Origin of the sequence: Pseudoalteromonas sp. SMS1, assembly GCF_021530565.1 — a bacterium.
Classification (GTDB): Bacteria; Pseudomonadota; Gammaproteobacteria; order Enterobacterales; family Alteromonadaceae; genus Pseudoalteromonas.
In genome coordinates this window covers 295,981-321,224 of record NZ_JAKGBI010000003.1, presented here as the reverse complement: position 1 = coordinate 321,224, position 25,244 = coordinate 295,981, and the positions used below count along the sequence as shown (strand labels likewise).

Genomic DNA, 25,244 nt, shown 5'->3' with positions numbered 1-25,244 from the left:
ATGATTCTCCTTTGATTATGCTCTGTGCTCTGTATTACCGAGTGCCCACTATAGAATGTGACTTACCATGAGGCATTAACCGAGGTTTAGTTGCCGTGCTTTTTTTCAGAAATAAACCTCGGTTCATTACAACCTGGGTGATGCGCTTTACCCTTGATGCGACCATATAAAAGACAAAGAGCTTCCTATGAACATCTCTCAGATTACACAGCGATACTTAGCAGAGTTAGGCCTCTCGAACGACACGCTCGATCTCGCATTTTTAAATCAATTACAACGCGCGCATATTGCTCACTATAGCTTTAACAGTATTTCGGTCTTGCTCAATCAGCCTATGCCTTTGGATTTGCCACACTTATTCAATAAACTCATTGCGAAGCGACGCGGTGGATACTGTTTTGAACACAATAAGCTGGTATATCACATACTGAAAAACCTTGGTTTTGAAGTTAAGCGACTGCTGGCTAGGGTCGTATATAACCGCGATATTGATGTACCAAACACGCATAGAGCAACCTTAGTCACCTATCAAGGGACTCACTACGTAATCGATGTTGGATTTGGCCCTCAAGGCGCGCTTTATCCATTGGCACTGGTGCCAAACAAGCCTCAACGCCAAGGCAATGACACCTTCCGAATACTTCAAAAAAGACGCACAGAGTATCACTTTCAGATCTTAAAAGATGATATGTTCTTCACACTCTACACTTTTGAGTTGGGTCACTTTACGGAAGCAGACTGTGACTTAAGCCACTTTTACTCACATGCACACCCCGATGCCGCCTTTGTGAATAATTTAGTTGTCAGTCAAAAAACGCTCTACGTAACACACTCTCTCAGAAATCAGCAATACCACCATATCACGCCACATCACAAAGAGATCACCACCATCACCAGTGAAAAACAACTACATCAACTATTAAATGACCTTTTCCACCTCAACTTGGACTTTGCGGTCTCGACATATCTTTTCAGAAAGTACGTGCAGCCGACACCATAAAATAAGGGGAGACTGATGCATACCCATCACTTACACAAATTTTTGTTATTGTTATGGGTTAGCCTATTGGCTTCCTCATTTGTAGTTTCAGAGTACGTATTGCCTTACGCGTCACCAATCGTTGCCACATGGCTGCGCTTTTTTATTACTAGCCTATGCCTGTTGCCCATTGTAGGGATCAGATCTGGTTTTAAAATTGGCCGTATGCAGCTGCTTCAGTATGGGACAATCAGTTTGTTTCTCGTACTTTTCTTTGTTGGATTGTTCGAATCTCTCAAAACCACTACCGCTCAGCGGACTGCTGTTATATATACCGTGCTCCCGCTACTATGTGTATTACTCAGTTACTTATTGTTGAAAGTAGTGCCAAAAGCAATGCAATTACTCGGCTTTCTACTGGGCGTGTGCGGGGCTATTTGGACGTTACTCGCGGCAAATAACAAAATGGTGAATTTAACAGAGTGGTTTGAAGGCGACACCCTATTCCTACTCTCTTGCTTCAGTCTCGCAGTACATGTTGTACTCACAAAAAAGTGGGCGAGTGATCAGCCCGCTTTGTTGAGTAGCTTTTTCATTCTCTCCTTGGGTTGTGTGTTATTACTGCCATTTCTTTTCTTATCGAATTCACCTCAAGATATCACCAAAGGTAGTGAACTATTTTGGTTTAGTATTATGTACTTAACGCTTTTCACGACTTTGGGCACTTTCTTTTTGCAGCAGTATTTACTCAAATCCCTGAGTCCCAATGCATTTATAGCCGCCACCTATCTGGTCCCAGTGCTCGTTATTCTGTTTGAAGGTGATTCAAAGGCGAGTGTATTCATGGCTTGTACGCCCGCTTTTTTACTCACGGGGCTGGCACTTTACTTGATCGCGCGAGACGCATAGGATGAACACCATACTCACCACGCCAATCAGGACCCATTGCGTGAATACACATCAACAATTAGAAACATTGTTCGCATTTTTTTGTCACGATCAAAACCCTCTTTCTGTTGCGCACTTTGAACGGTTTGGCCTTCAAGGCAAACTAAAACACTATCAAAAGGGGGCATTGCTAATGACTCAGGGTAACCCCGCGCCCAATGTGTTTTTTATCACGCAAGGTCATGTACGGTATTTTAATGTATCTGCCGAGGGGAAAGAGTTTACGCAGTCATTTGCCAGTGCGCCCAGTATCGCCGGTTCAACCCGCGCAATGACACAAAATACCCCCGCTCTTTTTAATATTGAAGCTTTGGACGACGTTATTTGCTTAGAGTTTGAATGGCGTCGCTTTTTTAACACAATGAAAATACAACCAGGCTTTTTGGAAGCTTACACACAGTTATTGGAGACATTGTTTATAAAAAAAGAAGAGCGTGAATATGCTTTTGTACAACATAGTGCGGAACAACGGTATCTGGATTTTATTGATCGAAACCCGGCTCTCTGTAATCAAGTCCCGCTTAAAATGATTGCGTCTCATATCGGCATTACACCGATTGCATTGAGCCGCATTCGCAGGAGGCTAGGTGTTTGAATACGACTCTCCCGACGTCTAAATCAAATTCAGGCGCGAAATTTTCTTGGCTAGCATATCAGGTGAAAAGGGTTTGCAAATATACTCGTTAATCCCCAACTCGACTATTTGCTTTACCTTATATAAGGATGTTTCTGAAGTCAGCATAATCACTTTTATTCGACTTAAGCGTTCATCTGCTTTCATAATTTTGACCAAGTCAAACCCGTTTAAACCAGGCATATTCCAATCCGTGACAAGCACATCATAATGGTAGGTATTCAGTTTCATTAACGCTTGCCGACCATCTCTGGCTTCATCCAGTTCTCGATAACCAAGCGCTCTCAATGTCTGTAAAGTTAACTGCCTCATTGTATTTGAATCATCCGCGATCAATATTTTTATTCGAGCCATACGCACCTGTAGACTTGGGCTAATTTTATCGAAATAAGAGTGTAGTACATAAGTGTATAAAGTGTTCAAAACAAACCATGTACGATGTAATTTGATTGAGCGCATGTATCCGAATAATCGATTCAAAAGTCGCATTGCATTTACATACGGTTAGGTTAATCTGAAAGACCGCCAAATGAATGGAATGAGGACCATGAGTTATATATTAACGACACAGTGTCGTGATGAAATAGGCTTGATAGCCAAAATTACCAGTTTATGTCATGAACATAACTTAAATATTGTGCGCAACAATGAGTTCGTAGACACCGAAGGAAAGCGCTTTTTTATGCGTACTGAACTGACAGGAACACCCAGCGAACGCTTTCTTTCACAATTGCAGGCAAGCTTGCCTGAAGGCGCTATCACGCACTTACATAGCCCAACAAAAGTGAAAGTAGTACTACTTGCCACCAAAGAAGCCCATTGTCTTGGGGGCGTGCTCCTCAAACAATTTGAAAATGCCTTTAACATCGATGTGCAAGCTGTTATCGCAAATTACCCAGGCTTAGCCCCCTTGGCGAACGCCTTTAATGTGCCTTTTCACTGCATATCTCACGAAGGTTTGAGCCGCAGTGAGCATGATAAAAAAGTGGGCGACTTAATTTCAAAATACTCACCGGATTTAATTGGGCTCGCAAAATACATGCGTATTTTAAGCCCTGAGTTTGTCGCTCGGTTTGAAGACAAAATTATTAATATTCACCATTCGTTTTTACCCGCTTTTATTGGTGCAAAACCTTATCATCAAGCCTTTGAACGCGGTGTAAAAATCATTGGTGCAACTGCACATTTTGTCAATAATGAGCTCGATGAGGGCCCCATTATTGTCCAAGATGTTACTCAGGTAACGCATGCGAATAATGCGGAATCCATGGCTAAAATTGGTCGAGACATAGAAAAAACCGTTTTTTGTAAAGCACTTCAGCTCGCCTCTGAATATAAAGTGTTTATCAATGGTAATAAAACGGTCGTATTTAAGTAATGAGGTACAGAAGGGGCGAAAGTAGCCAAAAGCTACTTTGCGGCCTCAATGGGTTCTAATTGTAATTTTGAAGCGATTAACACGGCTTGGGTACGGTTATAAACCCCTAACTTTCTGAATATTGCTGTGATATGCGCTTTGACTGTTGCCTCAGAAATATTCAATTCATAAGCAATTTGTTTATTGAGCAAACCTTCGTGCAAATATTGCAGCACTTTGTATTGCTGTGGCGTGAGCGATGCAACCTGTTGTGCCAACTCCCTCTCTTCACCGTCGAGGTCTTTTATTTTCTCTTTTATGTCAAAGGGTAGCCAAGTTTCCCCTTCCAGCACTTGTAGCAGTGCAGTGACGATATCTTGTGAGGAGGACGCCTTAGGTATAAAGCCCATCGCACCATAACCCATTACCTTGGAGATGGTATTCAGATCTTCACTGCCCGACACCACCACAATGGGCAAGCTTGGGTGATCTTCTCGAATTCGAATAAGTCCATATAAATCGCCGTTGCCAGGCATGTGTAAATCTAACAGCAACAAGTCCAAGTCATCGTATTCAGACAGCCGTTCTAATGTCTGTTCAAAATTTTCCGACTCAATGACTTCAAGTCCCTCAAACTGATTTTGCAATGCCCCTTTTAACGCTTCTCTGAATAAGGGGTGATCATCCGCAATTAAAAACTGATTCATGCATAGCTCCTAAAAAATCGGCTGTCTTTGTTGTAAAGACAGCCGATATAGTACGTTTAGAATTCGCTAAATTTCAAGTTTTTAACGCTCAATTAACGGTTCAAACGATTTTCAATCAACTCGTCTACTACTCCAGGGTCTGCAAGTGTAGAAGTGTCACCTAGCTGCTGATACTCATTGGCAGCGATTTTACGAAGAATTCGGCGCATAATTTTACCTGAGCGCGTTTTAGGTAACCCCGGAGACCACTGGATCATATCCGGTGACGCAATTGGACTTAACTCTTTTCTGACCCAGCTACGTACTTCTTTGGTCAACTCCTCAGTCACGATGACCCCTTCATTAGGTGTTACATAAACGTAGATGCCTTGGCCTTTAATATCATGCGGATACCCTACAACCGCAGCTTCAGCAACCGCTTCATGTGCCACCAAGGCACTCTCAATTTCAGCGGTACCCAGTCTATGACCAGAGACATTTAAGACGTCATCTACACGACCGGTTATCCAGTAATAACCGTCTTCATCACGACGACAGCCGTCACCCGTAAAGTACACGCCTGGATATGCAGAGAAGTAGGTTTGTTCAAAACGCTCATGATCGCCATACACGGTGCGAGCTTGTGAAGGCCAGCTATCTAGGATAACCAAATTACCTTCTGTCGCACCAGTGAGTGTATTACCCTCAGCATCAAACAAAGCGGGTGCAATTCCGAAGAATGGACGTGTCGCTGAACCTGGCTTCATATCTGTTGCCCCAGGCAACGGCGTGATCATGATTCCGCCTGTTTCAGTTTGCCACCAAGTGTCTACAATCGGACACTCACTATTTCCAATCTGCTCGTAGTACCAAGCCCACGCTTCTGGATTAATCGGTTCTCCGACAGATCCCATGATACGTAAACTCGTCCGTTTAGAGCTTGCTGTCGGTTCATCACCTTTCGCCATTAAAGCACGAATGGCGGTCGGGGCTGTGTATAAAATTGTCACTTGGTGCTTATCAACCACTTCCCCAATACGACCCGAATTAGGGTAAGTCGGTACCCCTTCAAAAATGACTTGCGTACAGCCATTTACAAGCGGCCCATAAGCCATATAACTATGGCCTGTGATCCAACCCACATCAGCTGTACACCAAAATACATCGTCATCTTTTAGGTCAAATACATATTCATGCGTCATGGATGCGTAGACCAAGTAACCACCGGTCGTGTGTACAACGCCTTTGGGCTGACCAGTCGACCCCGATGTGTAAAGAATAAAGAGTGGGTCTTCTGCATTCATTGGCTCTGGAGCGCACTCAGCAGCGACATCGGCGGTTAGTTCATGCCACCATACGTCGTGACTGTTCCATTCAACTTCACCGCCAGTTAATTGATGCACAATAACATGCTCAATTGTTGTTACCGACGCTTGAGCAACAGCCTCATCCACGTTTGCTTTTAGTGGCACGGAGTTGCCACCTCGTCGACCTTCATCAGAGGTGATCACCACTTTTGCGCCGGAATCTTTGATTCTATCGGCAATGGCAGAAGGAGAGAAGCCGCCAAAAACCACCGAATGAATTGCGCCAATTCGTGCACAAGCCTGCATGGCATAAATAGCTTGTGGCGTCATTGGCATATAAATAGCGACTCGGTCACCCTTTTCAACTCCCAACTTCTTCAAGCCGTTTGCGAGTTTAGCAACTTCGTCATGTAATTTTTGAAATGTGATATTTTCACTTTGGTCAGGGTTGTCACCTTCCCAAATCATTGCCACTTTATCGGCATTATTTTTTAGGTGACGATCAATACAGTTATAGGAAGCATTAAGGACACCGTCTTCAAACCATTTGATACTGATATGGCCTTTATCAAAAGACGTATTTTTTACCTTATTATACGGTGTGAACCAGTCTAGGCGTTTACCGTGCTCAGCCCAAAACCCCTCAGGGTCGTCAATAGACTGCTTATATAATGATTGATATTGCTCGTTATCTACCAGTGCAGCCTTTTTGATCGCTTCAGGGACCGGATAAATGCTCTGTGACATACTTATCTCCATATTAATTACTTGCCTTACGGCTTCACTCAAGGATCACTTACAACTACGCGATTAAGTATTAGACCTTAGTTGTAATTGTTGCTCTAACTTTACTCAAATATCTAAGTGTTAACTATAAATTAACCAGAACTAGCATACTGGCTCTTGCAAATTAAAGCTAGAAAGGCCGTAAAAGGGCCCAAATTTTAGTGTAATTATTTATTGCCAAAGGTTTTTTCAAAATATACATGAGCTTATTAAACCTTAGTCTTATAGACCAATGGGTAATTGAGCATTTAACAACCATCATCAAAAGTGGATGATGAAATACTTTCTCTGCAATGCAACTGAATAGGCAGTAATATAGGAACAACATTATGACAACTAAAATTAATATGAAAAAAAATCTTGCTGCTGTTGCAGTATCTTCATTGCTTTCAGGTCAGGCGCTCGCCGCAAACATTGGTAACACCGAAGTCAGTTATGGCGGATATATTAAACTGGACGCAATTTGGAGTGACTTTTCTGATGGTACGTTAAGTTCACAACATATCGGACGTGACTTTTATGTACCAGGCACAACCCCCGTAACTCCCAGTACTGGCGAAGACGCTGTGTTTGATATGCATGCCCGTCAATCGAGGTTTAATTTTGGCACCGCGTCCAAGCTTGATGATGGCAGTACCATTAAAACTAAAATTGAATTGGATTTCATCGCATCTGTTGGCGGCAATGAACGTGTAAGTAATTCATATTCGCCGCGTATTAGGCAAGCCTTTGTGACCTATAAAGGCTGGCTATTTGGACAAGCTTGGTCAAACTTTCAGAATGTCGGGGCATTGCCGGAAACGCTTGACTTTGTTGGGCCCGCAGAAGGTACCGTGTTTGTCAGACAAGCCATGGCAAAATATACGGTTGGTAACTGGTCATTCTCAGCCGAAAATCCGGAAAGCACAGTAACGGTTGCCGGAGGCGCGCGCACTGTGACCGATGATGCGCAAATGCCAGATTTCACAGCTCGATACAATTACAAAGCAGATTGGGGACACTTAACAGTTGCCGCGCTAGGCAGGCAACTTACCTATAAGATTGGTGCAGCCGACGAGTCAGAAACATCCTTTGGGGTGAGTGCATCAGGTCGTGTTAATTTTGGTAAGCATAATTTGAAGTTTATGGTGACGCATGGCCAGGGGTTAGGGCGTTACGTTGGCTTGAATGTAGCGAATGGCGGGGTTTATGATGGCAATGCACTACACGCCATTGACTCAACCTCTGGCTTTGTTGCCTACCAACACTATTGGAATGACCAATGGCGTTCAACTTTCCTATACTCGTTCTTTAGCGCAGACAACGACACCGCTCTACTCTCAGTGACTGGCGATCCGACAGAGTCAACGGTGAGCTACAGCGCTAACATTCTATACTCTCCTGTTAAAAAGCTGACTTTTGGCGCCGAATATAAAATGGCAAACAGAGAAACAGAAAGTGGGGCCGATGGCGACCTAAATAGGCTTCAATTGTCGGTAAAATACGCATTTTAAGAGACACAAAAAAACCACCGCAAGGTGGTTTTTTTAGCGATGTCTATTCAGACTTTTGCTCTCGACCAAGCAACGCCATCGCGGCCTCTTTGACATCTTTATTTTCATAGAGTACCTGATAAATCTGGTCTGTTATTGGCATTTCAATTCCACTGCGTTTTGCCAACAAATAAACTTCTTTGGTATTGCGATAGCCCTCTACTACTTGACCTATGCTGTCCATGGCTTCTTCTACCGTTTGCCCTTTACCAAGGGCCAAACCAAACCGCCTGTTTCTAGACTGGTTGTCGGTACACGTTAATATCAGATCGCCAAGTCCCGCCATACCCATAAAAGTTTCAGTGCGCGCACCCAATGCACATCCCAACCTGCAAAGTTCAGCCAGTCCACGTGTAATTAACATCGTACGTGTATTTGCGCCGAAGCCAAAGCCATCTGACATACCTGCCCCAATGGCAATCACATTCTTGACCGCACCACCTAATTGGATACCGATAAAATCATCATTGCTGTAAACACGGAAAGAGCGGCTGCAGTGTAGTAAACTGGCAAGCTCATCGCGCAATGATTCATCTCGAGCAGACACCGATATTGCAGTGGGAAGCCCAGCGGCCATCTCTTTTGCAAAAGTCGGTCCCGACAATACAGCAAGTGGCACGGATCCACCCAGCACATCTTTCGCTACTTCTTCTAATAAACGACCCGTGTTGGGTTCTAACCCTTTTGTAGCCCAAGCTACGTGAGCGCCTGGCTGTAAATGGGTCTTTACCTGATGCAATGTTTGTGCAAACGCGTGGCTAGGCACAACAACCAAGATGATTTGGCTTGCTTTTACGGCACGTTCAAGGTCCGCTTCCAGTTGCAGTGAGTCTGGAAACGTAATATCTGGTAAATAACGTTGGTTTTGACGCGCGACAGCCAATGCTTCAACATCCGCTTGGTTGCGTCCCCATAAGGTAACTCGGTGACCGTTGCGAGCAAAACAAATAGCAAGGGCGGTGCCATAAGACCCCGCCCCTAATACGGTCACAGCAGACTGTGATGTATTCATAGCTTATGCGTCAGCTGTTTGCTCTTGCGCTGCACGTTGTTGCATGTATTGAGCAAATAATGCATCAAAGTTAACTGGCGCTAAGTTTAGTTGTGGGAACGTACCACGGTTAACTAGGCTAGCAACGGCTTCACGCGCGTATGGGAATAGGATGTTAGGACAGAATGCACCCAACATGTGCGCCAGTTGGATTTCTTCAAGTTCACCAACAGAGAAAATACCTGCTTGCTGAATTTCACATAGGAATGCAGTCTCTTCGCCGATTGACGCAGTAACTGTGAGTGCTAAAACAACCTCAAATACACCTTCGTCTAATTTAGCTGAACGCGTGTCCATATCTAGCTTAACTTCAGGCGTCCACTCTTTTTGAAAAATAGCTGGAGAATTAGGCGTCTCGAACGATACATCTTTTACATAGATGCGTTGGATGTTGAATTGTGGGCCTTCTTGTTGTTCTGCTGCCGCGTTTTGATTTTGTTCAGTCATTATTATTCCTATATATATTGTTTAATCAGCATCCATGACGAATATCGTTGTCAGTATTGACGCTGTTAATACTTAATCTTGCTCGATTAGTTCAGTAAAGATACCAGTTTGCCTTGGGCTTCCAGCGCCATCATATCATCACAACCGCCAATGTGCTGCCCATTGATAAATATTTGTGGCACCGTGTAACCGCCATTTGCTTTTTCGATCATTTCTTCACGCAGCTCTGGCTTTACACCAATATCATACTCTGTGTATGTTACGCCTTTGCTATCTAACAAGGCTTTGGCACGATGACAAAAAGGACAATAATCTTTTGTATAGATAATTACATCATTACTCATAAACCACTCCGATTACTTTCCGTTAGTCGTTGGTAGGCCTGCACTTTGCCAAGAGCTCATGCCACCTGAAAGAACATAAACTTGTTCGTAACCCTGTTGATGCATTCTTTCGGCAATATTGTTTGCAGTCATACCTGTATTACACACAAGTATAATGGGCTTGGTTTTGTACTTTTCAAGTCCACCGAAGTCATTTAGTTTGGCTTTGTCTGCACTCATCAACTCGGCGCCCGCGATACGACCTGCTGTAAAGTCTTTTTTGCCACGCATATCGAGTACTTGCGCATCATCTTTGTTAATCAGCAAAGTAACCTGTTGAGGGTTAATTTGACGAATTGCAGAGAAGCGGCTTTTATACCAGCTATGTACCAGCATAATCGCCAACACAACCCAGATGATACTCAATACTGGGTGATTTGAAAAAAAAGCTATATATTGTTCCATGGACCTTGCCACTTATTGGGAGATAAAACTTACAGTGCAGCGAGTATACTTTTTTACGTCTCATGGTACAAACCCATCTTAAGCTTCCTTGTTAAGACGCAATAACCCTCGTGACCATTCAGGACAACATAAGCCCTTCAATCCAACGGATGAGTATACCGATGCGGTTGTTACCATTGCATTAATCAAAGTTGAACATAAATCACCAGCACAGGGCTGAATATTTACGCAAAACAAGGTATTCTATGCCCATCTATCGTGCATTTTTCAGGAGCCCAAATGACTGCGAAGAAAAAACCACTAGTACTTATGATTTTAGATGGCTGGGGATACAGAGAAGAAACACAGAGTAATGCGGTCCTCGCTGCTAATACACCTGTACTTGATGAGCTTTGGCAAACAAAACCTAAAACACTGATTTCAGGTTCTGGTTTAGATGTTGGCTTGCCAGATGGTCAAATGGGAAATTCTGAAGTTGGGCACGTAAACCTCGGCGCTGGGCGTATTGTCTATCAAGACTTTACACGGATCACAAAAGCAATTGATGATGGTGAGTTTGCGCATAACCCAACGTTAGTAGCAAGTATCGATGATGCCGTCGCGCAAGGTAAAGCGGTTCACCTAATGGGCCTTTTGAGTCCAGGTGGTGTTCATAGCCATGAAGACCATATCATTGCCTCGATAGAACTAGCTGCACAGCGTGGCGCGAAAGATATCTTCTTCCATGCATTTTTAGATGGCCGTGACACACCACCAAGAAGTGCGCAGGCATCTATCGAACGCATTCAATCTGTATTCGCAAAACTTGGCCGTGGTCGCTTAGCGACGCTCATTGGCCGCTACTATGCCATGGACCGGGACAATCGCTGGGAGCGCATTGAATTAGCATACAACCTGATGGTAAGCGGTGAGTCAGAGTTTACTTTCGTGGATGGTGTTGAAGCACTTCAAGCCGCCTACGCGCGTGATGAAAATGATGAATTTGTTAAAGCATCTACTATCGTGCCACAAGGCCAACAAGCTGCAACCATCAATGATGGCGACGCGGTATTATTTCTAAACTTCCGCGCAGACAGAGCAAGGCAAATGACGCGCGCTTTTGTTGACGCTGATTTTAATGGCTTTGACAAGCAAAAAACACCGGTACTCAGCAGTTTTGTTATGATGACGGAATATGCCGCAGACATCAAAGCGCCCATCGCCTTTGCACCTGAAAAGCTAAATAATGTGTTAGGTGAGTGGCTTGCAAAACATGACAAAACACAGTTGCGTATTTCTGAAACCGAAAAATATGCACATGTGACTTTCTTCTTTAGTGGCGGGCGCGAAGATTTGTTTGAAGGCGAAAAACGCGAACTGATCCCGTCACCACAAGTTGCCACCTACGACCTGCAGCCAGAAATGAACTCTGAGATGCTCACAGACAAGTTGGTAGACGCGATTCATAGTGGTGAATTTGACGTCATTATTTGTAACTACCCAAATGGAGACATGGTAGGCCATTCTGGCGTTTTCGACGCCGCGGTTAAAGCATGTGAAGCGGTTGATCACTGTATTGGGCGCGTTGTTAAAGCGCTTGAATCGTCTGGTGGTGAAGCACTTATCACCGCTGACCACGGGAATGCAGAACAAATGCAAGATCCAAGCACGGGCCAAGCGCACACAGCACATACCAGTGAGCCAGTGCCATTTATCTATGTGGGGCGCGATGCCGAGCCTCAAGCGGCTAAAACGTTAAGTGACGTTGCACCAACCATACTGCACCTATTGGGTATGGCGCAGCCAGAAGAAATGACGGGTTCACCGATTATGCGTTTAAAATAATATGCGACGTGGACTCATCACTGGCCTGACTTTTATCTGTTTGTTAGCAGTGCTTCCAAGCGCTGCTAATGAATCCCAAACCAAGGCTGATCTCGCTGCGGTGCAAGCTGAGCTTAAAAAAAGTCAGGCCGCCTACGACAAACAAAAAAAGTCGTTTACCTCGCTTAAACAGCGGTTAAAATCTTTCGAGCTGGAAATTGCGCGCAGTGCAAAAGCCCTCGCTTTTACAAAGCAAGGGATCAGTGAAAACAAACAGCAACAGTACACCCTAAAAACAGAAAGCCAACAGCTAAATCGGCGTAAGAAAACCCTTCAGAAACTGCTCGCTGCACAGTTGAAAAGCGCCTACGTCACAGGCAGTCATGACTATTCAAAAATGCTTCTGAACCAACAAAAAACGTCGGCGTTAGAACGCACAATTAGTTACTATGACTACTTTAATAAAGCCCGTATCAATCAGCTCGAAGATTTAAAAGACATCTTTTTAGAGCTCGAAAAAAACCAGCGTGCACTTGAAAAAGTGCAGCAACAATTGGTTGATTTGCTCGCCCAGCAACAAGTAAGACAAAATGAACTTCAGTTGGCACAAAGACAACGCCAAACGCATTTGAACAACCTCAATGATAAGTTGCAACAAACTCAGTCTGCAATCGCCTACTTAGAAGAAAACGAAACCACATTAAAAACAACCTTAGAAGCACTGGCCGACGTCCAAGCCCCCAGTGAAGAGGTATTCATTGCACAACTAGATGGGTTGCGAAGACTCAAAGGCAAACTTGCCTGGCCTCTCAAAGGTAAGCTAACCAAACGCTATGGACAAAGAAAGCATGCAGGCATGAGCTGGAAAGGCGTGATGATTGCCGGCAAAAACGGCGATGAGATTACCAGTGTTGCCCCTGGGCACGTCGTTTATGCAGATTGGTTGAATGGATTTGGTTGGGTGATTGTACTTGACCACGGAGAAGGCTTTATGAGCCTCTATGGGCATGCACAGACCTTACTTAGAGATGTGGGCGACTATGTAAACCCCGGCGATTCAATCGCATTAGTTGGGCAAAGCGGCGGACAACAGAATCCTGGGCTATACTTCGAAATACGGCATAAAGGAAGCGCTGTGAATCCAGTTAAATGGTGCAGATCAAGTTAAATGAATAACCTATGCTGCCCGTCACTAGGAGCAGCATATGAAATATTTCGTCTCTATTTCCCCGCCCTTACACTACTACCACACTGTAGTAAGTATTTTTTTATTGTTATTTACGCTGTTTGCAAGCCCCCTTCAAGCTAAACAGATCAGTCATGCGCACATGGAAGAGGTCCTCTATCATATCCAAACCTATTATGTGGAGGAAGTGCAGTTAAATCATATCAAGCGTGACAACTTTAACGAGTTGTTTGAGCAGCTCGATCCCTACTCAAAATACTTAAATGAGTATGAATTAGAGACGCTATTTAGCGCGACGAACGGGCGATACACAGGGTTGGGAATTGAGGTTGAGGAAATTGAGAATCGTATCGTTATCGTGGATACTTTACCCGGTTCACCCGCAGAGCAGGCAGGTATTGAAGGCGGTGATATGCTGGTCGCGGTTAATACCCATGATGTCACCAATAAAACCATTTCCGAAGTCTCCAAGCTACTTAGAGAAGCAAAACTTTCCATTATTCACATCACCGTAGAACGCTCAGAAATGCTGGTAACGCTGGCATTAAGACGTCAAGAAATTACGCTTGAAAGTGTTTCCAGTAAATTGCTCAACGGGCATATTGGATATCTGGCTATTTCATCCTTTAATAACCATAGCTATCATGATGTTGCGAGACATATTAATATGCTATTTGCCCATAGCGGGATTTCTCTTAAAGGGTTGGTTATTGATTTGAGAGATAACCCTGGGGGCACATTGAATAGCGCTGTAGCTATATCAGACCTCTTTTTACAAAGCGGTGTCATCGTCACCACCAAAGGGCGCTTTTTTGATGCCAACCAAAAGTTTTATGCGGTGCAAGGGGATATCCTGAACGGCGCGCCCATTCTTGTGCTCATTAACAAGCAATCTGCATCTGCAGCGGAAATTTTGGCTGGAGCACTACAAGATAACAAACGTGCATTAATCCTAGGACAAGAGTCATTTGGTAAAGGATCTGTGCAATCCTTAATTCCAATTGGCAATGGGACAAGCGCGTTAAAGCTAACCACAGCCCGCTACTACACACCGTCAGGCCAATCAATTGAAGGAACGGGCATACAGCCGGACATAAAATATAGTAATAACGCCCTATCGGTGCTGAACAAAGCAGCTATAATGTCAAACGATGAGGTCAATAAAGATCTCTACACACGGCTATCTAAACATTGGAAAGAGGCTAAAAAGTTGGTGACAAAACAACAACCTGTGATCAATTAATGTACATACCGACGCTTTTATATGAACAAAAAACGTGCTAGGTTAGACGATAAAAGCGTCGGCGATTAATGCCAACAACATATAACCATAAAATAATTAAATAATTGTGATTTACTTTGTGCGCAAAAAAGTTGTACCTATCGTTTTACTCTATCTATTGCCAATCATTTGTTATGCAAAACAAATCGCGATTGTCATTGATGATATAGGCAACCACCAACGCGATCTCGCGTTTTTATCTCTGCCTGGGGAACTCACTTATGCAGTGCTTCCGCACACGCCTTTTTCACAACATTTTGCCTATCAAGCAGCCAAGCAGAACAAAGAAATTATCTTACATATACCGATGCAAGCACTGGATAATAAAGCACTTGGTCCCGGTGGTTTAACACTCGATATGCCAAAATGGCAACTTCAGCGCACACTGGGGCACGCATTGGCAAGCTTACCCTATGTCAAAGGCGTAAATAATCATATGGGCTCCGCATTGACACAACACGATGAACCAATGAAATGGACAATGGAAGTACTAAAAAAGCGTTCCCTTTACTTTCTCGATAGTAAAACAACGCCTTACAGCCAAGCGCAAAAAGTGGCAAACCTCTATGGTGTCGACAATATCGCACGTCATGTATTTTTAGACAATGAACTACAAACAGCACAGCTTCAAGCACAGCTTGCTCAGCTAAAAAGCGTCGCACAAACGCAAGGTTATGCGATCGGCATTGCTCACCCCTACCCAGAAACACAGCAGTTTCTAGCGCAAGCATTGCAAGATTTGACGGCTGAAGGGTTTGAATTGGTCCCCCTCTCTGAACTCGTAGAAAATAAATACATACGCTTGGTCGCACTGCAAAAAGACAAACAGATTAATCAATAGCGCGACTCGTTTCTCCCACTTTCTTGATCTAGCCACAGGCAAACTGACGCACTTTCAGTTATACCTTAGTAAGATGAACTAACGGGAAAATATTATGCTGCACACAGTTGAGCAACTGATGACCGCAGATCCGCTGGCGGTAAAAGCATCACACACATTACACGACGCCCACAATCTTATGCGCGAAAAGAACATTCGCCATATTCCAGTGATTGATGAAGAAGGTCAATTAGTCGGGATGTTGACACAAAAAATCATGATTGCCAAAGTCATGAATATACTCGCTACGTACGGAACTTTAGCGCTCGAGCGAAAAGAAAAACAAGAGAAAGTCATTGATGTTATGACGCAAGATTTTGCCAGTGTCACCCCAGAGCAAAGTCTTCATGAAGTCGTGAAGTTTTTTGTGGAAAATCGCCACGGCTGCATGCCGGTCGTGGATGATAACAATAAGCTCTTAGGTATTTTGACGTCTTCAGACTTTGTCCGTTTAGCCGCGGCTTTATTGTCTTAATGTCACAGCAATAAAAAAGCCTCACACTAGGGAGGCTCTTTATTTTATGCAGCGATTAGGCTTTTGCTATTAAAGTACGCGCGACAGTGCGCATCCCTAATGTCGTTGCACCTGAGGACCATTGTGAACCCGCGCTGTTTTGGAAAGACGCAGCAAGGTCGATGTGTACCCAGCCTTGACCTTCATTTGGCACAAAGCGTGATAGAAAACCCGCTGCATTGGAAGCGCCGCCAAAGCCCCCTCCTTTTTGCGCACGGCTATTTGCCGTATCAGCGTATGCTGAAGGACAGTTATTTTGGTGCCACTTTTCAAGAGGCAGTGGCCACGCCGCTTCAAACTCTTCGCTTGCAAATTGTTGGACCTCATTTACAAGCTCTTTGTCCAAACCAAACAGGGCATTATATTCTTGACCAACCGCAACCAATGCAGCGCCCGTCAGCGTTGCAGCATCAATGATTAACGGCGCACCAGTCTCACCAGCAGCCATGAGGCCATCCGCAAGTACCAAACGCCCCTCGGCATCGGTGTTTACGATTTCAACGGTAGTCCCATTCTTATAGGTTAAAATGTCACCAAGCTTGTAGGCATGACCAGAGATCAGGTTTTCTGCACAGCACAAAAATAGCTTGATGCGCTTCTCAATGCCACGCTGAATAGCCAAAGCAAGGCCAGCTGTAACTGTTGCCGCGCCGCCCATATCGCATTTCATTGTTAACATGCCTTCGCTCGGCTTAATTGAGTAGCCGCCCGAATCAAAGGTAATCCCTTTACCAACTAATGCTGCGCTTACCGGCGCATCTTCATCGCCTGTCGGATTGAAGTCAAGCTCAAGCAATACAGGAGGTCTTTCACTACCCCGACCAACTTCATGAATACCAATCCACTGATGCTCTAATAGCGCATCACCTTTAATAATTTGGTAGCTAACATGTTCTGGAGCTAAAGATTGTATAAACTCTGCCGCTTTTCCTGCTAGACTTTCTGGATAGATGTCTTCTGCTGTGCCGTTGATCATCTCACGCGTCCAAATTGCAGCACGCTGCAACGCGACGAGCTCTTTAAGATCTGATTGTGCGTTGTCAACAAAAGTGACAGGGTCAAGCTGCTTAGGGCTCACATAGCCTTGATAAAAAGCCCACTGGGATTCAGTACACCAAGCTTCACCACTTAGCTCTACCGCTGGAATACCTTGTTGTGCTAGGCTACGAGCCGCTTTTTGAATATGCTTTAAGGTTTCTTGCTCGACTAAATGAATCGTTGCACCCTGTTCGTCAAATGACAGTGATGCATTGCTGCCCCAATGTGCAGCTGGTGCTTGTTCACTTAGGCGAACAATAAATTTTTCAGACATATAGATTTTCACTCTTACGCTTGTAGATTATGGTCAGTGTACACCACCATCACAACAGCCCCAAACGAATGCGATTAAACTATGAAATTTTCATCTGAGCTGAAAAGTGCAACCCTGTTAAAACGTTATAAACGATTTCTCGTCGACTTACGTAAAGATAACGGAGAAGAGTTTACCGTTCACTGCGCAAATACGGGAAAAATGACAGGGTGTGCAGACGCTGGATTTCGCGCATACTATTCGACCAGTGACAATACTAAACGCAAATATCCGCACTCTCTCGAAGTAACCGAAAACGAGCAAGGTCATCTTATTTGTGTCAATACCAACATGGCCAATAAAGTGGCTATTGAGGCAATAGAGCAAGATGTAATCTCAGAATTAACTGGATACCAAAGCCTTGCCAGCGAAATAAAGTATGGCCATGAGAATAGCCGAATAGATATTTTATTAAGCACAGAAGGGAAACCTGACTGCTATGTAGAAGTGAAGTCAGTGACTTTATTGGAATCTGATGGTGCGGGCTTCTTTCCTGATGCAGAAACAGTACGAGGGCAAAAGCATTTGCGTGAGCTTATGCACATAAAACAACGTAATCAAAGAGCAGTGTTGCTATTTATCGTCATGCATAATGGCATTGAAACGGTGACGCCAGCACAACACATTGATAAAAAGTATGCGCAGTTAATTGCCGATGCAAGACTGCAAGGGGTTGAAATTTATGCCTATAAAGCGCAAGTTACACCTAACGAAGTCAAAGTTATTAAGCAACTATCTGTTTTAGACACTTGAAAAAAATAAGTTCACCCTTATATCTCTGGCGTTAAAAACTTCATGTCAAAGGCTTGTCTGAGAACAGTAAATGATTAAAAAGTGTTTGCTAAGGGGTGAAGATTTTGCTATTTATAGCCGCCGGCGTTAGCTGGGGTTGTTTATTAAGGATTTAGGAGAATGCTATGCCAGACCAGAAAAAACTAGGGTTATTGGCTCAGGCCGGTTTAGAACCTTACCAAGAAAAGCCGGGCGAAGAATATATGAGCGAGGCACAGCTAGCTCATTTTAAAAAAATATTAGAAGCGTGGCGCAATGACCTTCGTAATGAAGTTGATCGCACCATGAACCACATGCAAGATGAAGCGGCAAATTTCCCTGATCCTGTAGACCGTGCAGCACAAGAAGAAGAGTTTTCTCTCGAACTGCGTACACGTGACCGTGAGCGTAAATTGATCAAGAAAATCGAAAAAACACTGCAGTTGATTGAAGAAGATGATTTCGGTTTCTGTAACTCTTGTGGTATTGAAATTGGTATTCGTCGCTTAGAAGCGAGGCCAACAGCTGACCTTTGCGTTGACTGTAAGACACTTGCTGAAATTAGAGAAAAGCAACAAGGCCGAGGCTAGTCAAACGCGATAGAAAGCGGTTAGCAAAGGTTAAGTTTCGCCGAAAATGCAAATTTCACAAGATACACACCCGGAGCAAGGCGATTGTGCAGCTCTGGGTATTCAACACAACGGCTATCGCGGCCGTTTTGCCCCCTCTCCATCAGGCCCACTTCACTTCGGTTCTTTAGTTGCCGCACTTGCCAGTTATTTAGATGCTAAGGCACATAACGGTCAATGGCTTGTAAGAATAGAGGATATTGATACCCCCAGAGTCGTAGCCGGAGCTGACGATGCAATTCTAACTACCCTAGATGCCTATGGGTTGCACTGGGATGGCAAAGTAGAATATCAAAGCCAAAGACATACGCTCTATCAAGATGTCTTGTCGTCATTGGTCAGTTGTCAGCATGTTTATGCTTGTACTTGTACTAGAAAACAAATTAAAGCACGCGGAGGATATTACGATAACCACTGTCGAGCCGAACATCATCGTTTTGATAGCAATGCATTGCGTTTGCAGCAAAATTACCCCGTAATGGAATTTGAGGATGGTTTGCAAGGTCATGTGCAAATCCCGGATGACATTGCGCGCGAAGATTATATCATTAAGCGCAGAGATGGTCTTTTCGCCTATCAACTCGTGGTCGTTGTCGATGACCATGATCAAGGCATCACTCACGTGGTTCGCGGTGCGGATTTACTTGAGCCCACGGCTCGACAAATCAGCCTGTTTAAGCAGCTCGCTTATCCCACCCCACACTTTACACACGTGCCATTGGCCGTCGCAACACCTGGGTTTAAATTATCCAAACAAAACCACGCGCCAGCAATCGATAATCAAAACCCGTTGCCAGCCTTAATGGCTGCGCTGACATTTCTCGGTTTTAGTCTCTCTGATTTGCAGTTTGATAGTATCGATGCCCTGCTCACGTGGGCCATTTCCAATTACCAACGCGCTAATCTTCCCCATAACAAAGAGATCCAAGTTATTCAGCAAGATAATTTACATTACACCTTCACCCCTCTTTAAATCTCCCATATTCACGCTCAAACTTGGGAAAATCTTGCTTGAAATTTTACGCGAAGTAACAGCAATCTATCATTGCTATCTTGAAAATAAACCCCATCCGCATTTTACAAAAACAGACTGATAAAACTTGGATGAAAATTTAATCGCTAATTCACATGGGAAACTTCAATTTAGAAGCGTTTGCGTATATCATAGCGAGCCTTATGAATTCGCCTACACTTTACAAAAATAAAGCGATAGTTGGCGTTCGATAGTTACAATAAATGATGCTACGGGTGGGGACTCAGAGTAGTTAGGAGAGTGGTTATTATTTCTAAAATTTTTAAGCTGTGCCGGCAAATTGTTGGGTCAAAGCAAGACAGGGGAACCGTGGAAGCAAAATCGCAACCTCAGATAATCCCTCGTAGTGAGCATAATATCTCACGCAAACAATTTAGCCCCAATGCAATCAAAGTGCTTTATAGGCTCAAAGATGGCGGTTACGACGCTTATCTTGTGGGTGGTTGTATTCGGGATATTTTGTTAGGTATTGAACCCAAAGATTTCGATGTTGTAACAAATGCAACGCCAGAAGAAATTAAACGCCTTTTTAGAAATTGTCGTCTGATTGGACGCCGCTTTAGATTGGCCCACATCGTTTTTGGTCGAGAAGTGATCGAAGTCGCGACCATGCGTGGACACCATATGTCGACTAACAGTGAGGGCGACCCAACAAGTAAGGCAAGTGAACAAGGGCAACTGCTGCGTGACAATGTTTACGGCACCATTGAAGAAGACGCACAGCGCAGAGACTTTTCAATTAACGCCCTTTACTACTCGGTCAAAGATTTTGGCGTGAGAGACTTTGCAGGTGGTATCGATGCCATTAAAGCAAGAAGGATTGAATTAATCGGTGACCCTGAAACCCGATATAGGGAAGATCCAGTGCGCATGTTACGCGCAGTGCGTTTTGCCACTAAATTGGATATGGACATTGCGCCAGCCACACTTTCACCCATTTTAGAACTATCTCCGCTGCTTGGTAATATCCCTCCTGCCAGGTTGTTTGAGGAAACGTTGAAGCTATTTTTAAATGGTAAGGCAGAAGCAAACTTCCTTATGCTCAGAGAGCTTGGATTATTTAAAGAGTTGTTCCCAAGCCTTGAAGAAATTTTAGCGCAAGAAAACAGTGAATTTGAACGCCGCTTTGTACAACAAATGTTTGCTAACACTGATGCACGGATTAATAGCAATAAGAAAGTCACTCCCGCATTTATCTATGCTGCGTTGTTGTGGTTCCCGCTAAGAAATCGTGCTGCGCATCTGCAACAGCAAGGTATTTCTGAATACGATGCATTTATGCAGGCCATTAGCCAAGTATTGAGTGAAAATGCCCAGCGCGTTGCAGTACCTAAACGTTTTACATTAGGTGCTCGAGATATTTGGCATATTCAACAAAGACTCGATAGACGCAGTGGCCAAAGAGCGTATAGACTGAGCTTGCAGCCTAAATTTAAAGCGTCTTACGATTTTCTTTTATTACGCGTTGAGAGTGGTGAAACAGAGCAACAAACACTGGCTGACTGGTGGACTGAATACCTCCAGCAAGATGTCTCTGGACAGAAGGATATGGTGAAAAACCTCGGTCAAAAAGATCGCCCAAAGCGTCGTTATCGTAATAAGCCAAGAAGAAAACCTAAACAAGATACATGAACATAGTTTACATAGGGCTTGGGGCAAATTTATATGCGCCTCAGGCACAGTTACATAAAGCGGTCGAAACGCTGCATAACCACCCTGATATAGCAGAATTGAAGGTTTCTAGTTTTTACGGCTCAAAGCCAATGGGACCTCAAGATCAGCCTGATTATGTCAATGCTGTTGCTACATTCTCAACTTCGTTAGACGCAGAGCAACTACTTGACCAACTTCAAATGATTGAACAGCAGCAAGGTCGAGTAAGAAAAGAAAATAGATGGGGTCCTCGTACATTAGACTTGGACATCTTGTTGTTTAATAACACAACAATTGACACGCCAAGACTAACAGTGCCGCATTATGGATTGTGCGACAGAGAGTTTGTTGTATTTCCATTGTTAGAACTAGACCCCCTGTTATGCCTGCCAAATGGTACTGCACTAAAAGACATCGCAGCCACCCTGCCACGTAATGGTTTAACATCGCTGCCCATGACCCATAATAAGGAGACATAAAATGGCAAAAGTTTCAGTTTCAACACTCGCAAAGAAAAAGCAACAAGGCGAAAAAATAACCGCCTTAACGGCATATGATGCTAGTTTTGCTAAACTTTTTCATGAAAATGGCGTTGATGTTGTGCTCGTGGGTGACTCGCTTGGTATGGTACTACAAGGTGGCGAAGATACACTCGCTGTTACCACCGCTGACATTGCTTATCATACACGCAGTGTGCGAGCAGGCAGTAAAGAGTTATTTGTGATTGCTGATATGCCGTTCATGAGCTATTCGAATCCAACACATGCTTGCGAAAATGCAGCGACACTGATGCGCAGCGGCGCCAATATGGTGAAATTAGAGGGTGGCACTTGGCTTACGGATTCAATTCAGATGCTCACTCAACAAGGCATTCCTGTATGTGGTCATTTGGGCCTCACGCCTCAATCTGTCCATGTCTTTGGCGGCTTTAAAATTCAGGGTCGCGAAGAAGAACAAGCACAGCAAATGATTGCAGATGCACAAGCACTGGCGTCCGCTGGTGCACAAATGCTGGTCATCGAATGTGTGCCACCGAGTCTCGCTAAACGTATTACTGCCGCTGTTAACATCCCAGTAATTGGGATTGGTGCAGGTAAAGAAGTGGATGGCCAAATCTTGGTAATGCACGATTTAGTAGGCATTTCAGCAGGCTATATTCCTAAGTTCTCCAAAAACTTCTTGGCAGAAACAGGCAATATGCAAGATGCCGTGAAAAAGTTTTGCGATGATGTTAAATCAGGCGCTTTCCCAGGCAGTGAACACGAGTTTAACTAATGCAATCTATTACTGAAATAAAGTCTCTTAGAAGCCAAATAAAAGCATGGCGTCAACAAGGTAAAAGCATCGCGTTTGTACCAACTATGGGCAATCTTCATCAAGGACATTTCTCTTTGGTTGAAAAGGCTAAAACCCTTGCGGACAAGGTCGTTGTGAGCATTTTTGTCAATCCAATGCAATTTGGCCAAAACGAAGATTTAGACAACTACCCGAGAACCCTATCTCAAGACAAACAAGGGCTTGCCGAGCTGGAAACAGACATCGTTTTCACACCCAGTGTAGCAACCATATACCCCAATGGACTCAACACTCAAAGTTTTGTCGATGTACCCGGTGTATCTGAGGGATATTGTGGTGGTAGCCGTGCTGGTCACTTCAGAGGCGTTGCAACCGTCGTCACTAAGTTATTTAACCTAGTACAACCGGACTTTGCATGCTTCGGTGAGAAAGATTACCAGCAGCTCCAAGTGATCAAAACGATGGTGCATGATCTGTCGATGCCAATTGAAATCATTGGTGTACCGACACAACGCGAAGTGTCCGGTTTGGCAATGAGCTCCCGAAATGGTTACTTGTCAGAGCAAGAAAAAGACATTGCTAAAGTACTGTATAAAGTATTAAACCTTGCAGCAGATGCATTAAAGGCAGGAGAACGTAACTTTCATCATCTTGAACTAGAAGCGAAATCGCAATTGGAAAACGCCGGGCTGACACCGGATTATTTCTCTATCGCGCACCGCACTACGCTTAAGCCCGCAATGAAAGAAGACAGCCAGTTTGTCATTTTAGCGGCTGCTTTTTTGGGCAACGTTAGGCTGATCGACAATATTCAAGTCGCTTAACGCTCAATCCAAAAAAACCGATGTTAAGCGCCTTAGAGGGCGCTTTTTTATCTTTAAAACTCCCCATCTTTACTGAAATTATTCAAGTATTCTGCGCGTAGCCACGCTTGTAAATATAAAGTGTGCTAAATTAAACAAAGTATTAATAATAAATATTAACCACACCCTCTAAAATCACGCCATATTAGGAAATACTATGAGAACTGCGCTTCTTCTGATTATATTTTTTACACTTGCGGCCTGTAGCAATCAAAATAATTCGCCTGAGTTGAATCAGTGTGCACAACAAAACTATCAATGTGAGCAAAACTGTAGCCTCAGTTCGACAGAGCAAACGATGACAAGACAAATTTGTAGTGGTGAATGTGTCGAGAAATACAATAGTTGTAAGGCCCAAGCTGACGAGCTCTCAAAGATTAGGACAGGCCAATATTAACAGTGCCACAGACTTAATTTATGGGCACAAAAAAGCCGCTCAGATGAGCGGCTTAATTTAAATTTGAGTTTATAGAAGACCTAGCTTCTTAAGCTCGCGGCTTGCCATTTTGTTAGTAAGTGGCACATAACCGTCTTTTTCTACAATCTTCTGGCCTTCTTTCGAAAGAACCATCTTTAAGAATTCAGCTTCGATTGGTGAAAGCGGCTTGTTCGGGTGCTTGTTTACATAAACATATAAGAAGCGAGAAAGTGGATACTTACCAGTTGCAACATTGTTTAAAGTTGCATCAACAAAGTTGTCGCCTTTTTTCGCCAGTGGTACAGTACGTACACCTGACGTCTTATAACCGATACCTGAATAACCAATCGCGTTCACTGATGAAGAGATTGACTGTACAACAGACGCAGAACCTGGTTGCTCGTTTACGTTGTTTCTGAAGTCACCTTTACAAAGTGCCTTTTTCTTAAAGTAACCGTAAGTACCTGATACTGAGTTACGTCCATAAAGCTGAATGTCTTTCGCAGCCCAGTTACCATTTAGGCCTACATCGCTCCAACGGTTAACTTGCTTATCACCACCACACTTACGAGTAGATGAGAAAATAGAGTCAACTTGGTCGATACGAAGTCCTTTGATTGGGTTATCTTTGTGTACAAATACTGCCAATGCATCGATTGCGACACGTACTTCAGTAGGTTTGTAGCCGTAACGCTTTTCAAATGCTTCAACTTCTTTCGACTTCATCTTACGGCTCATTGGGCCGAAGTTTGCCGTTGCTTCAGTTAGAGCAGGAGGTGCCGTTGAAGAACCTGCCGCTTGGATTTGAATATTCACGTTAGGGTAAATACGCTTATATTCTTCAGCCCAAAACGTCATCATGTTTGCTAGCGTATCTGAACCCACAGATGAAAAATTACCCGAGATTCCGCTGGTTTTGTTGTACTCAGGTAAGTTTTTATCAAGTGCAGAAACTTGTGTAGATACCAATGTTGTTACAGCCACACCCATTGCGGCAACTAAGCTTTTAAATTTCATTGGGGTCACTCCGATTGTTCGTCCCATTTGTTT

Annotated in this window: 26 protein-coding genes; 17 read left to right on the top strand and 9 right to left on the bottom strand. The window is 43.9% G+C overall.

What is annotated here, in order from left to right; genetic code table 11:
• Positions 1–187 precede the first annotated feature (187 nt).
• From L1286_RS05145 to L1286_RS05135, 3 genes are read left to right on the top strand one after another with little or no spacing between them, the layout of a single operon-like run.
• Positions 188–1,000, top strand: coding sequence for an arylamine N-acetyltransferase family protein (locus L1286_RS05145; protein WP_235405831.1), 813 nt, complete (start codon positions 188–190; stop codon positions 998–1,000).
• A gap of 15 nt (positions 1,001–1,015) precedes the next feature.
• A complete protein-coding gene (locus L1286_RS05140; protein WP_235405830.1) occupies positions 1,016–1,888 on the top strand; it encodes a DMT family transporter in 873 nt (290 codons plus the stop codon).
• A 40-nt stretch (positions 1,889–1,928) separates the two neighbouring features.
• Entirely contained in the window at positions 1,929–2,522 is a 594-nt protein-coding gene (locus L1286_RS05135; RefSeq protein ID WP_235405829.1) for a Crp/Fnr family transcriptional regulator, read from the top strand.
• 18 nt (positions 2,523–2,540) lie between these two features.
• On the opposite strand, the gene L1286_RS05130 is transcribed toward L1286_RS05135, so the two are convergent.
• Positions 2,541–2,915 (bottom strand): response regulator, encoded by a 375-nt coding sequence (locus L1286_RS05130; protein WP_235405828.1) that lies wholly within the window; start codon positions 2,913–2,915, stop codon positions 2,541–2,543.
• A gap of 193 nt (positions 2,916–3,108) precedes the next feature.
• Between L1286_RS05130 and purU the strand changes: the two genes are divergently transcribed.
• Entirely contained in the window at positions 3,109–3,939 is an 831-nt protein-coding gene (gene purU / locus L1286_RS05125; RefSeq protein WP_235405827.1) for a formyltetrahydrofolate deformylase, read from the top strand.
• Between the two features lie 32 nt (positions 3,940–3,971).
• Here purU and L1286_RS05120 read toward each other — a convergent pair whose 3' ends face one another.
• Positions 3,972–4,625, bottom strand: a complete 654-nt coding sequence (locus L1286_RS05120; protein WP_235405826.1) for a response regulator transcription factor — start codon at positions 4,623–4,625, stop codon at positions 3,972–3,974.
• 92 nt (positions 4,626–4,717) lie between these two features.
• Positions 4,718–6,658, bottom strand: a complete 1,941-nt coding sequence (gene acs / locus L1286_RS05115) for an acetate--CoA ligase (RefSeq protein WP_235405825.1) — start codon at positions 6,656–6,658, stop codon at positions 4,718–4,720.
• Between the two features lie 368 nt (positions 6,659–7,026).
• Between acs and L1286_RS05110 the strand changes: the two genes are divergently transcribed.
• On the top strand, positions 7,027–8,190 hold the full coding sequence (locus L1286_RS05110) for a DcaP family trimeric outer membrane transporter (protein WP_235405824.1): 1,164 nt from the start codon (positions 7,027–7,029) through the stop codon (positions 8,188–8,190).
• 43 nt (positions 8,191–8,233) lie between these two features.
• On the opposite strand, the gene gpsA is transcribed toward L1286_RS05110, so the two are convergent.
• The 4 genes from gpsA to L1286_RS05090 form a co-directional block, all read right to left on the bottom strand.
• On the bottom strand, positions 8,234–9,241 hold the full coding sequence (gene gpsA, locus L1286_RS05105) for an NAD(P)H-dependent glycerol-3-phosphate dehydrogenase (protein ID WP_235405823.1): 1,008 nt from the start codon (positions 9,239–9,241) through the stop codon (positions 8,234–8,236).
• Between the two features lie 3 nt (positions 9,242–9,244).
• Positions 9,245–9,727, bottom strand: a complete 483-nt coding sequence (gene secB / locus L1286_RS05100; RefSeq protein WP_235405822.1) for a protein-export chaperone SecB — start codon at positions 9,725–9,727, stop codon at positions 9,245–9,247.
• Between the two features lie 86 nt (positions 9,728–9,813).
• Entirely contained in the window at positions 9,814–10,071 is a 258-nt protein-coding gene (gene grxC, locus L1286_RS05095) for a glutaredoxin 3 (RefSeq protein ID WP_235405821.1), read from the bottom strand.
• Between the two features lie 12 nt (positions 10,072–10,083).
• Positions 10,084–10,515: a rhodanese-like domain-containing protein gene (locus L1286_RS05090; protein WP_235405820.1), complete on the bottom strand. Its 432-nt coding sequence runs from the start codon at positions 10,513–10,515 to the stop codon at positions 10,084–10,086.
• A gap of 279 nt (positions 10,516–10,794) precedes the next feature.
• On the opposite strand from L1286_RS05090, the gene gpmM reads away from it, so the two are divergent.
• The 5 genes from gpmM (at position 10,795) to L1286_RS05065 (ending at position 16,141) form a co-directional block, all read left to right on the top strand.
• Positions 10,795–12,339, top strand: coding sequence for a 2,3-bisphosphoglycerate-independent phosphoglycerate mutase (gene gpmM, locus L1286_RS05085; RefSeq protein WP_235405819.1), 1,545 nt, complete (start codon positions 10,795–10,797; stop codon positions 12,337–12,339).
• A 1-nt stretch (position 12,340) separates the two neighbouring features.
• Positions 12,341–13,486: a murein hydrolase activator EnvC family protein gene (locus L1286_RS05080; protein WP_235405818.1), complete on the top strand. Its 1,146-nt coding sequence runs from the start codon at positions 12,341–12,343 to the stop codon at positions 13,484–13,486.
• Between the two features lie 37 nt (positions 13,487–13,523).
• Positions 13,524–14,747 (top strand): S41 family peptidase, encoded by a 1,224-nt coding sequence (locus L1286_RS05075; protein ID WP_235405817.1) that lies wholly within the window; start codon positions 13,524–13,526, stop codon positions 14,745–14,747.
• A 118-nt stretch (positions 14,748–14,865) separates the two neighbouring features.
• Positions 14,866–15,627, top strand: a complete 762-nt coding sequence (locus L1286_RS05070; protein ID WP_235405816.1) for a divergent polysaccharide deacetylase family protein — start codon at positions 14,866–14,868, stop codon at positions 15,625–15,627.
• A gap of 94 nt (positions 15,628–15,721) precedes the next feature.
• Positions 15,722–16,141: a CBS domain-containing protein gene (locus L1286_RS05065; protein ID WP_235405815.1), complete on the top strand. Its 420-nt coding sequence runs from the start codon at positions 15,722–15,724 to the stop codon at positions 16,139–16,141.
• Between the two features lie 55 nt (positions 16,142–16,196).
• On the opposite strand, the gene pepB is transcribed toward L1286_RS05065, so the two are convergent.
• A complete protein-coding gene (pepB, locus tag L1286_RS05060) occupies positions 16,197–17,492 on the bottom strand; it encodes an aminopeptidase PepB (RefSeq protein ID WP_235405814.1) in 1,296 nt (431 codons plus the stop codon).
• Positions 17,493–17,573: 81 nt separating this feature from the next.
• Here pepB and sfsA point away from each other — a divergent pair, with 81 nt between their 5' ends.
• The 7 genes from sfsA (at position 17,574) to panC (ending at position 23,737) form a co-directional block, all read left to right on the top strand.
• Complete coding sequence (sfsA, locus tag L1286_RS05055; protein WP_235405813.1) at positions 17,574–18,284, top strand: DNA/RNA nuclease SfsA; 711 nt, start codon at positions 17,574–17,576, stop codon at positions 18,282–18,284.
• 164 nt (positions 18,285–18,448) lie between these two features.
• On the top strand, positions 18,449–18,892 hold the full coding sequence (gene dksA / locus L1286_RS05050; protein WP_235405812.1) for an RNA polymerase-binding protein DksA: 444 nt from the start codon (positions 18,449–18,451) through the stop codon (positions 18,890–18,892).
• Positions 18,893–18,938: 46 nt separating this feature from the next.
• Positions 18,939–19,904, top strand: a complete 966-nt coding sequence (gene gluQRS / locus L1286_RS05045) for a tRNA glutamyl-Q(34) synthetase GluQRS (RefSeq protein ID WP_235405811.1) — start codon at positions 18,939–18,941, stop codon at positions 19,902–19,904.
• A 339-nt stretch (positions 19,905–20,243) separates the two neighbouring features.
• On the top strand, positions 20,244–21,596 hold the full coding sequence (pcnB, locus tag L1286_RS05040) for a polynucleotide adenylyltransferase PcnB (RefSeq protein WP_235405933.1): 1,353 nt from the start codon (positions 20,244–20,246) through the stop codon (positions 21,594–21,596).
• Positions 21,593–22,096 carry a 2-amino-4-hydroxy-6-hydroxymethyldihydropteridine diphosphokinase gene (gene folK, locus L1286_RS05035; RefSeq protein ID WP_235405810.1) on the top strand — a complete coding sequence of 168 codons (504 nt, stop codon included), beginning with the start codon at positions 21,593–21,595 and terminating at the stop codon, positions 22,094–22,096. The genes pcnB and folK overlap by 4 nt, the downstream gene beginning before the upstream one ends.
• Before the next feature lies 1 nt (position 22,097).
• Entirely contained in the window at positions 22,098–22,892 is a 795-nt protein-coding gene (panB, locus tag L1286_RS05030; protein ID WP_235405809.1) for a 3-methyl-2-oxobutanoate hydroxymethyltransferase, read from the top strand.
• Positions 22,892–23,737, top strand: coding sequence for a pantoate--beta-alanine ligase (panC, locus tag L1286_RS05025; RefSeq protein WP_235405808.1), 846 nt, complete (start codon positions 22,892–22,894; stop codon positions 23,735–23,737). Before panB ends, panC begins: the two co-directional genes overlap by 1 nt.
• Positions 23,738–24,242: 505 nt before the next feature.
• Here panC and L1286_RS05015 read toward each other — a convergent pair.
• Entirely contained in the window at positions 24,243–25,211 is a 969-nt protein-coding gene (locus tag L1286_RS05015; RefSeq protein ID WP_235405806.1) for a PstS family phosphate ABC transporter substrate-binding protein, read from the bottom strand.
• Positions 25,212–25,244 lie beyond the last annotated feature (33 nt).

Excerpts from the sequence above, each read along its gene's own strand:
- L1286_RS05145 (WP_235405831.1), top strand. The coding sequence starts at position 188 with ATGAACATCTCTCAGATTACACAGCGATACTTAGCAGAGTTAGGCCTC.
- gluQRS (WP_235405811.1), top strand. The coding sequence starts at position 18,939 with ATGCAAATTTCACAAGATACACACCCGGAGCAAGGCGATTGTGCAGCT.
- panB (WP_235405809.1), top strand. The coding sequence starts at position 22,098 with ATGGCAAAAGTTTCAGTTTCAACACTCGCAAAGAAAAAGCAACAAGGC.
- pepB (WP_235405814.1), bottom strand. The coding sequence starts at position 17,492 with ATGTCTGAAAAATTTATTGTTCGCCTAAGTGAACAAGCACCAGCTGCA.
- panC (WP_235405808.1), top strand. The coding sequence starts at position 22,892 with ATGCAATCTATTACTGAAATAAAGTCTCTTAGAAGCCAAATAAAAGCA.
- purU (WP_235405827.1), top strand. The coding sequence starts at position 3,109 with ATGAGTTATATATTAACGACACAGTGTCGTGATGAAATAGGCTTGATA.
- sfsA (WP_235405813.1), top strand. The coding sequence starts at position 17,574 with ATGAAATTTTCATCTGAGCTGAAAAGTGCAACCCTGTTAAAACGTTAT.
- L1286_RS05110 (WP_235405824.1), top strand. The coding sequence starts at position 7,027 with ATGACAACTAAAATTAATATGAAAAAAAATCTTGCTGCTGTTGCAGTA.
- L1286_RS05120 (WP_235405826.1), bottom strand. The coding sequence starts at position 4,625 with ATGAATCAGTTTTTAATTGCGGATGATCACCCCTTATTCAGAGAAGCG.
- dksA (WP_235405812.1), top strand. The coding sequence starts at position 18,449 with ATGCCAGACCAGAAAAAACTAGGGTTATTGGCTCAGGCCGGTTTAGAA.
- folK (WP_235405810.1), top strand. The coding sequence starts at position 21,593 with ATGAACATAGTTTACATAGGGCTTGGGGCAAATTTATATGCGCCTCAG.
- L1286_RS05090 (WP_235405820.1), bottom strand. The coding sequence starts at position 10,515 with ATGGAACAATATATAGCTTTTTTTTCAAATCACCCAGTATTGAGTATC.
- L1286_RS05140 (WP_235405830.1), top strand. The coding sequence starts at position 1,016 with ATGCATACCCATCACTTACACAAATTTTTGTTATTGTTATGGGTTAGC.
- L1286_RS05015 (WP_235405806.1), bottom strand. The coding sequence starts at position 25,211 with ATGAAATTTAAAAGCTTAGTTGCCGCAATGGGTGTGGCTGTAACAACA.
- grxC (WP_235405821.1), bottom strand. The coding sequence starts at position 10,071 with ATGAGTAATGATGTAATTATCTATACAAAAGATTATTGTCCTTTTTGT.
- L1286_RS05080 (WP_235405818.1), top strand. The coding sequence starts at position 12,341 with ATGCGACGTGGACTCATCACTGGCCTGACTTTTATCTGTTTGTTAGCA.
- L1286_RS05075 (WP_235405817.1), top strand. The coding sequence starts at position 13,524 with ATGAAATATTTCGTCTCTATTTCCCCGCCCTTACACTACTACCACACT.
- L1286_RS05130 (WP_235405828.1), bottom strand. The coding sequence starts at position 2,915 with ATGGCTCGAATAAAAATATTGATCGCGGATGATTCAAATACAATGAGG.
- acs (WP_235405825.1), bottom strand. The coding sequence starts at position 6,658 with ATGTCACAGAGCATTTATCCGGTCCCTGAAGCGATCAAAAAGGCTGCA.
- gpsA (WP_235405823.1), bottom strand. The coding sequence starts at position 9,241 with ATGAATACATCACAGTCTGCTGTGACCGTATTAGGGGCGGGGTCTTAT.
- secB (WP_235405822.1), bottom strand. The coding sequence starts at position 9,727 with ATGACTGAACAAAATCAAAACGCGGCAGCAGAACAACAAGAAGGCCCA.
- gpmM (WP_235405819.1), top strand. The coding sequence starts at position 10,795 with ATGACTGCGAAGAAAAAACCACTAGTACTTATGATTTTAGATGGCTGG.
- L1286_RS05065 (WP_235405815.1), top strand. The coding sequence starts at position 15,722 with ATGCTGCACACAGTTGAGCAACTGATGACCGCAGATCCGCTGGCGGTA.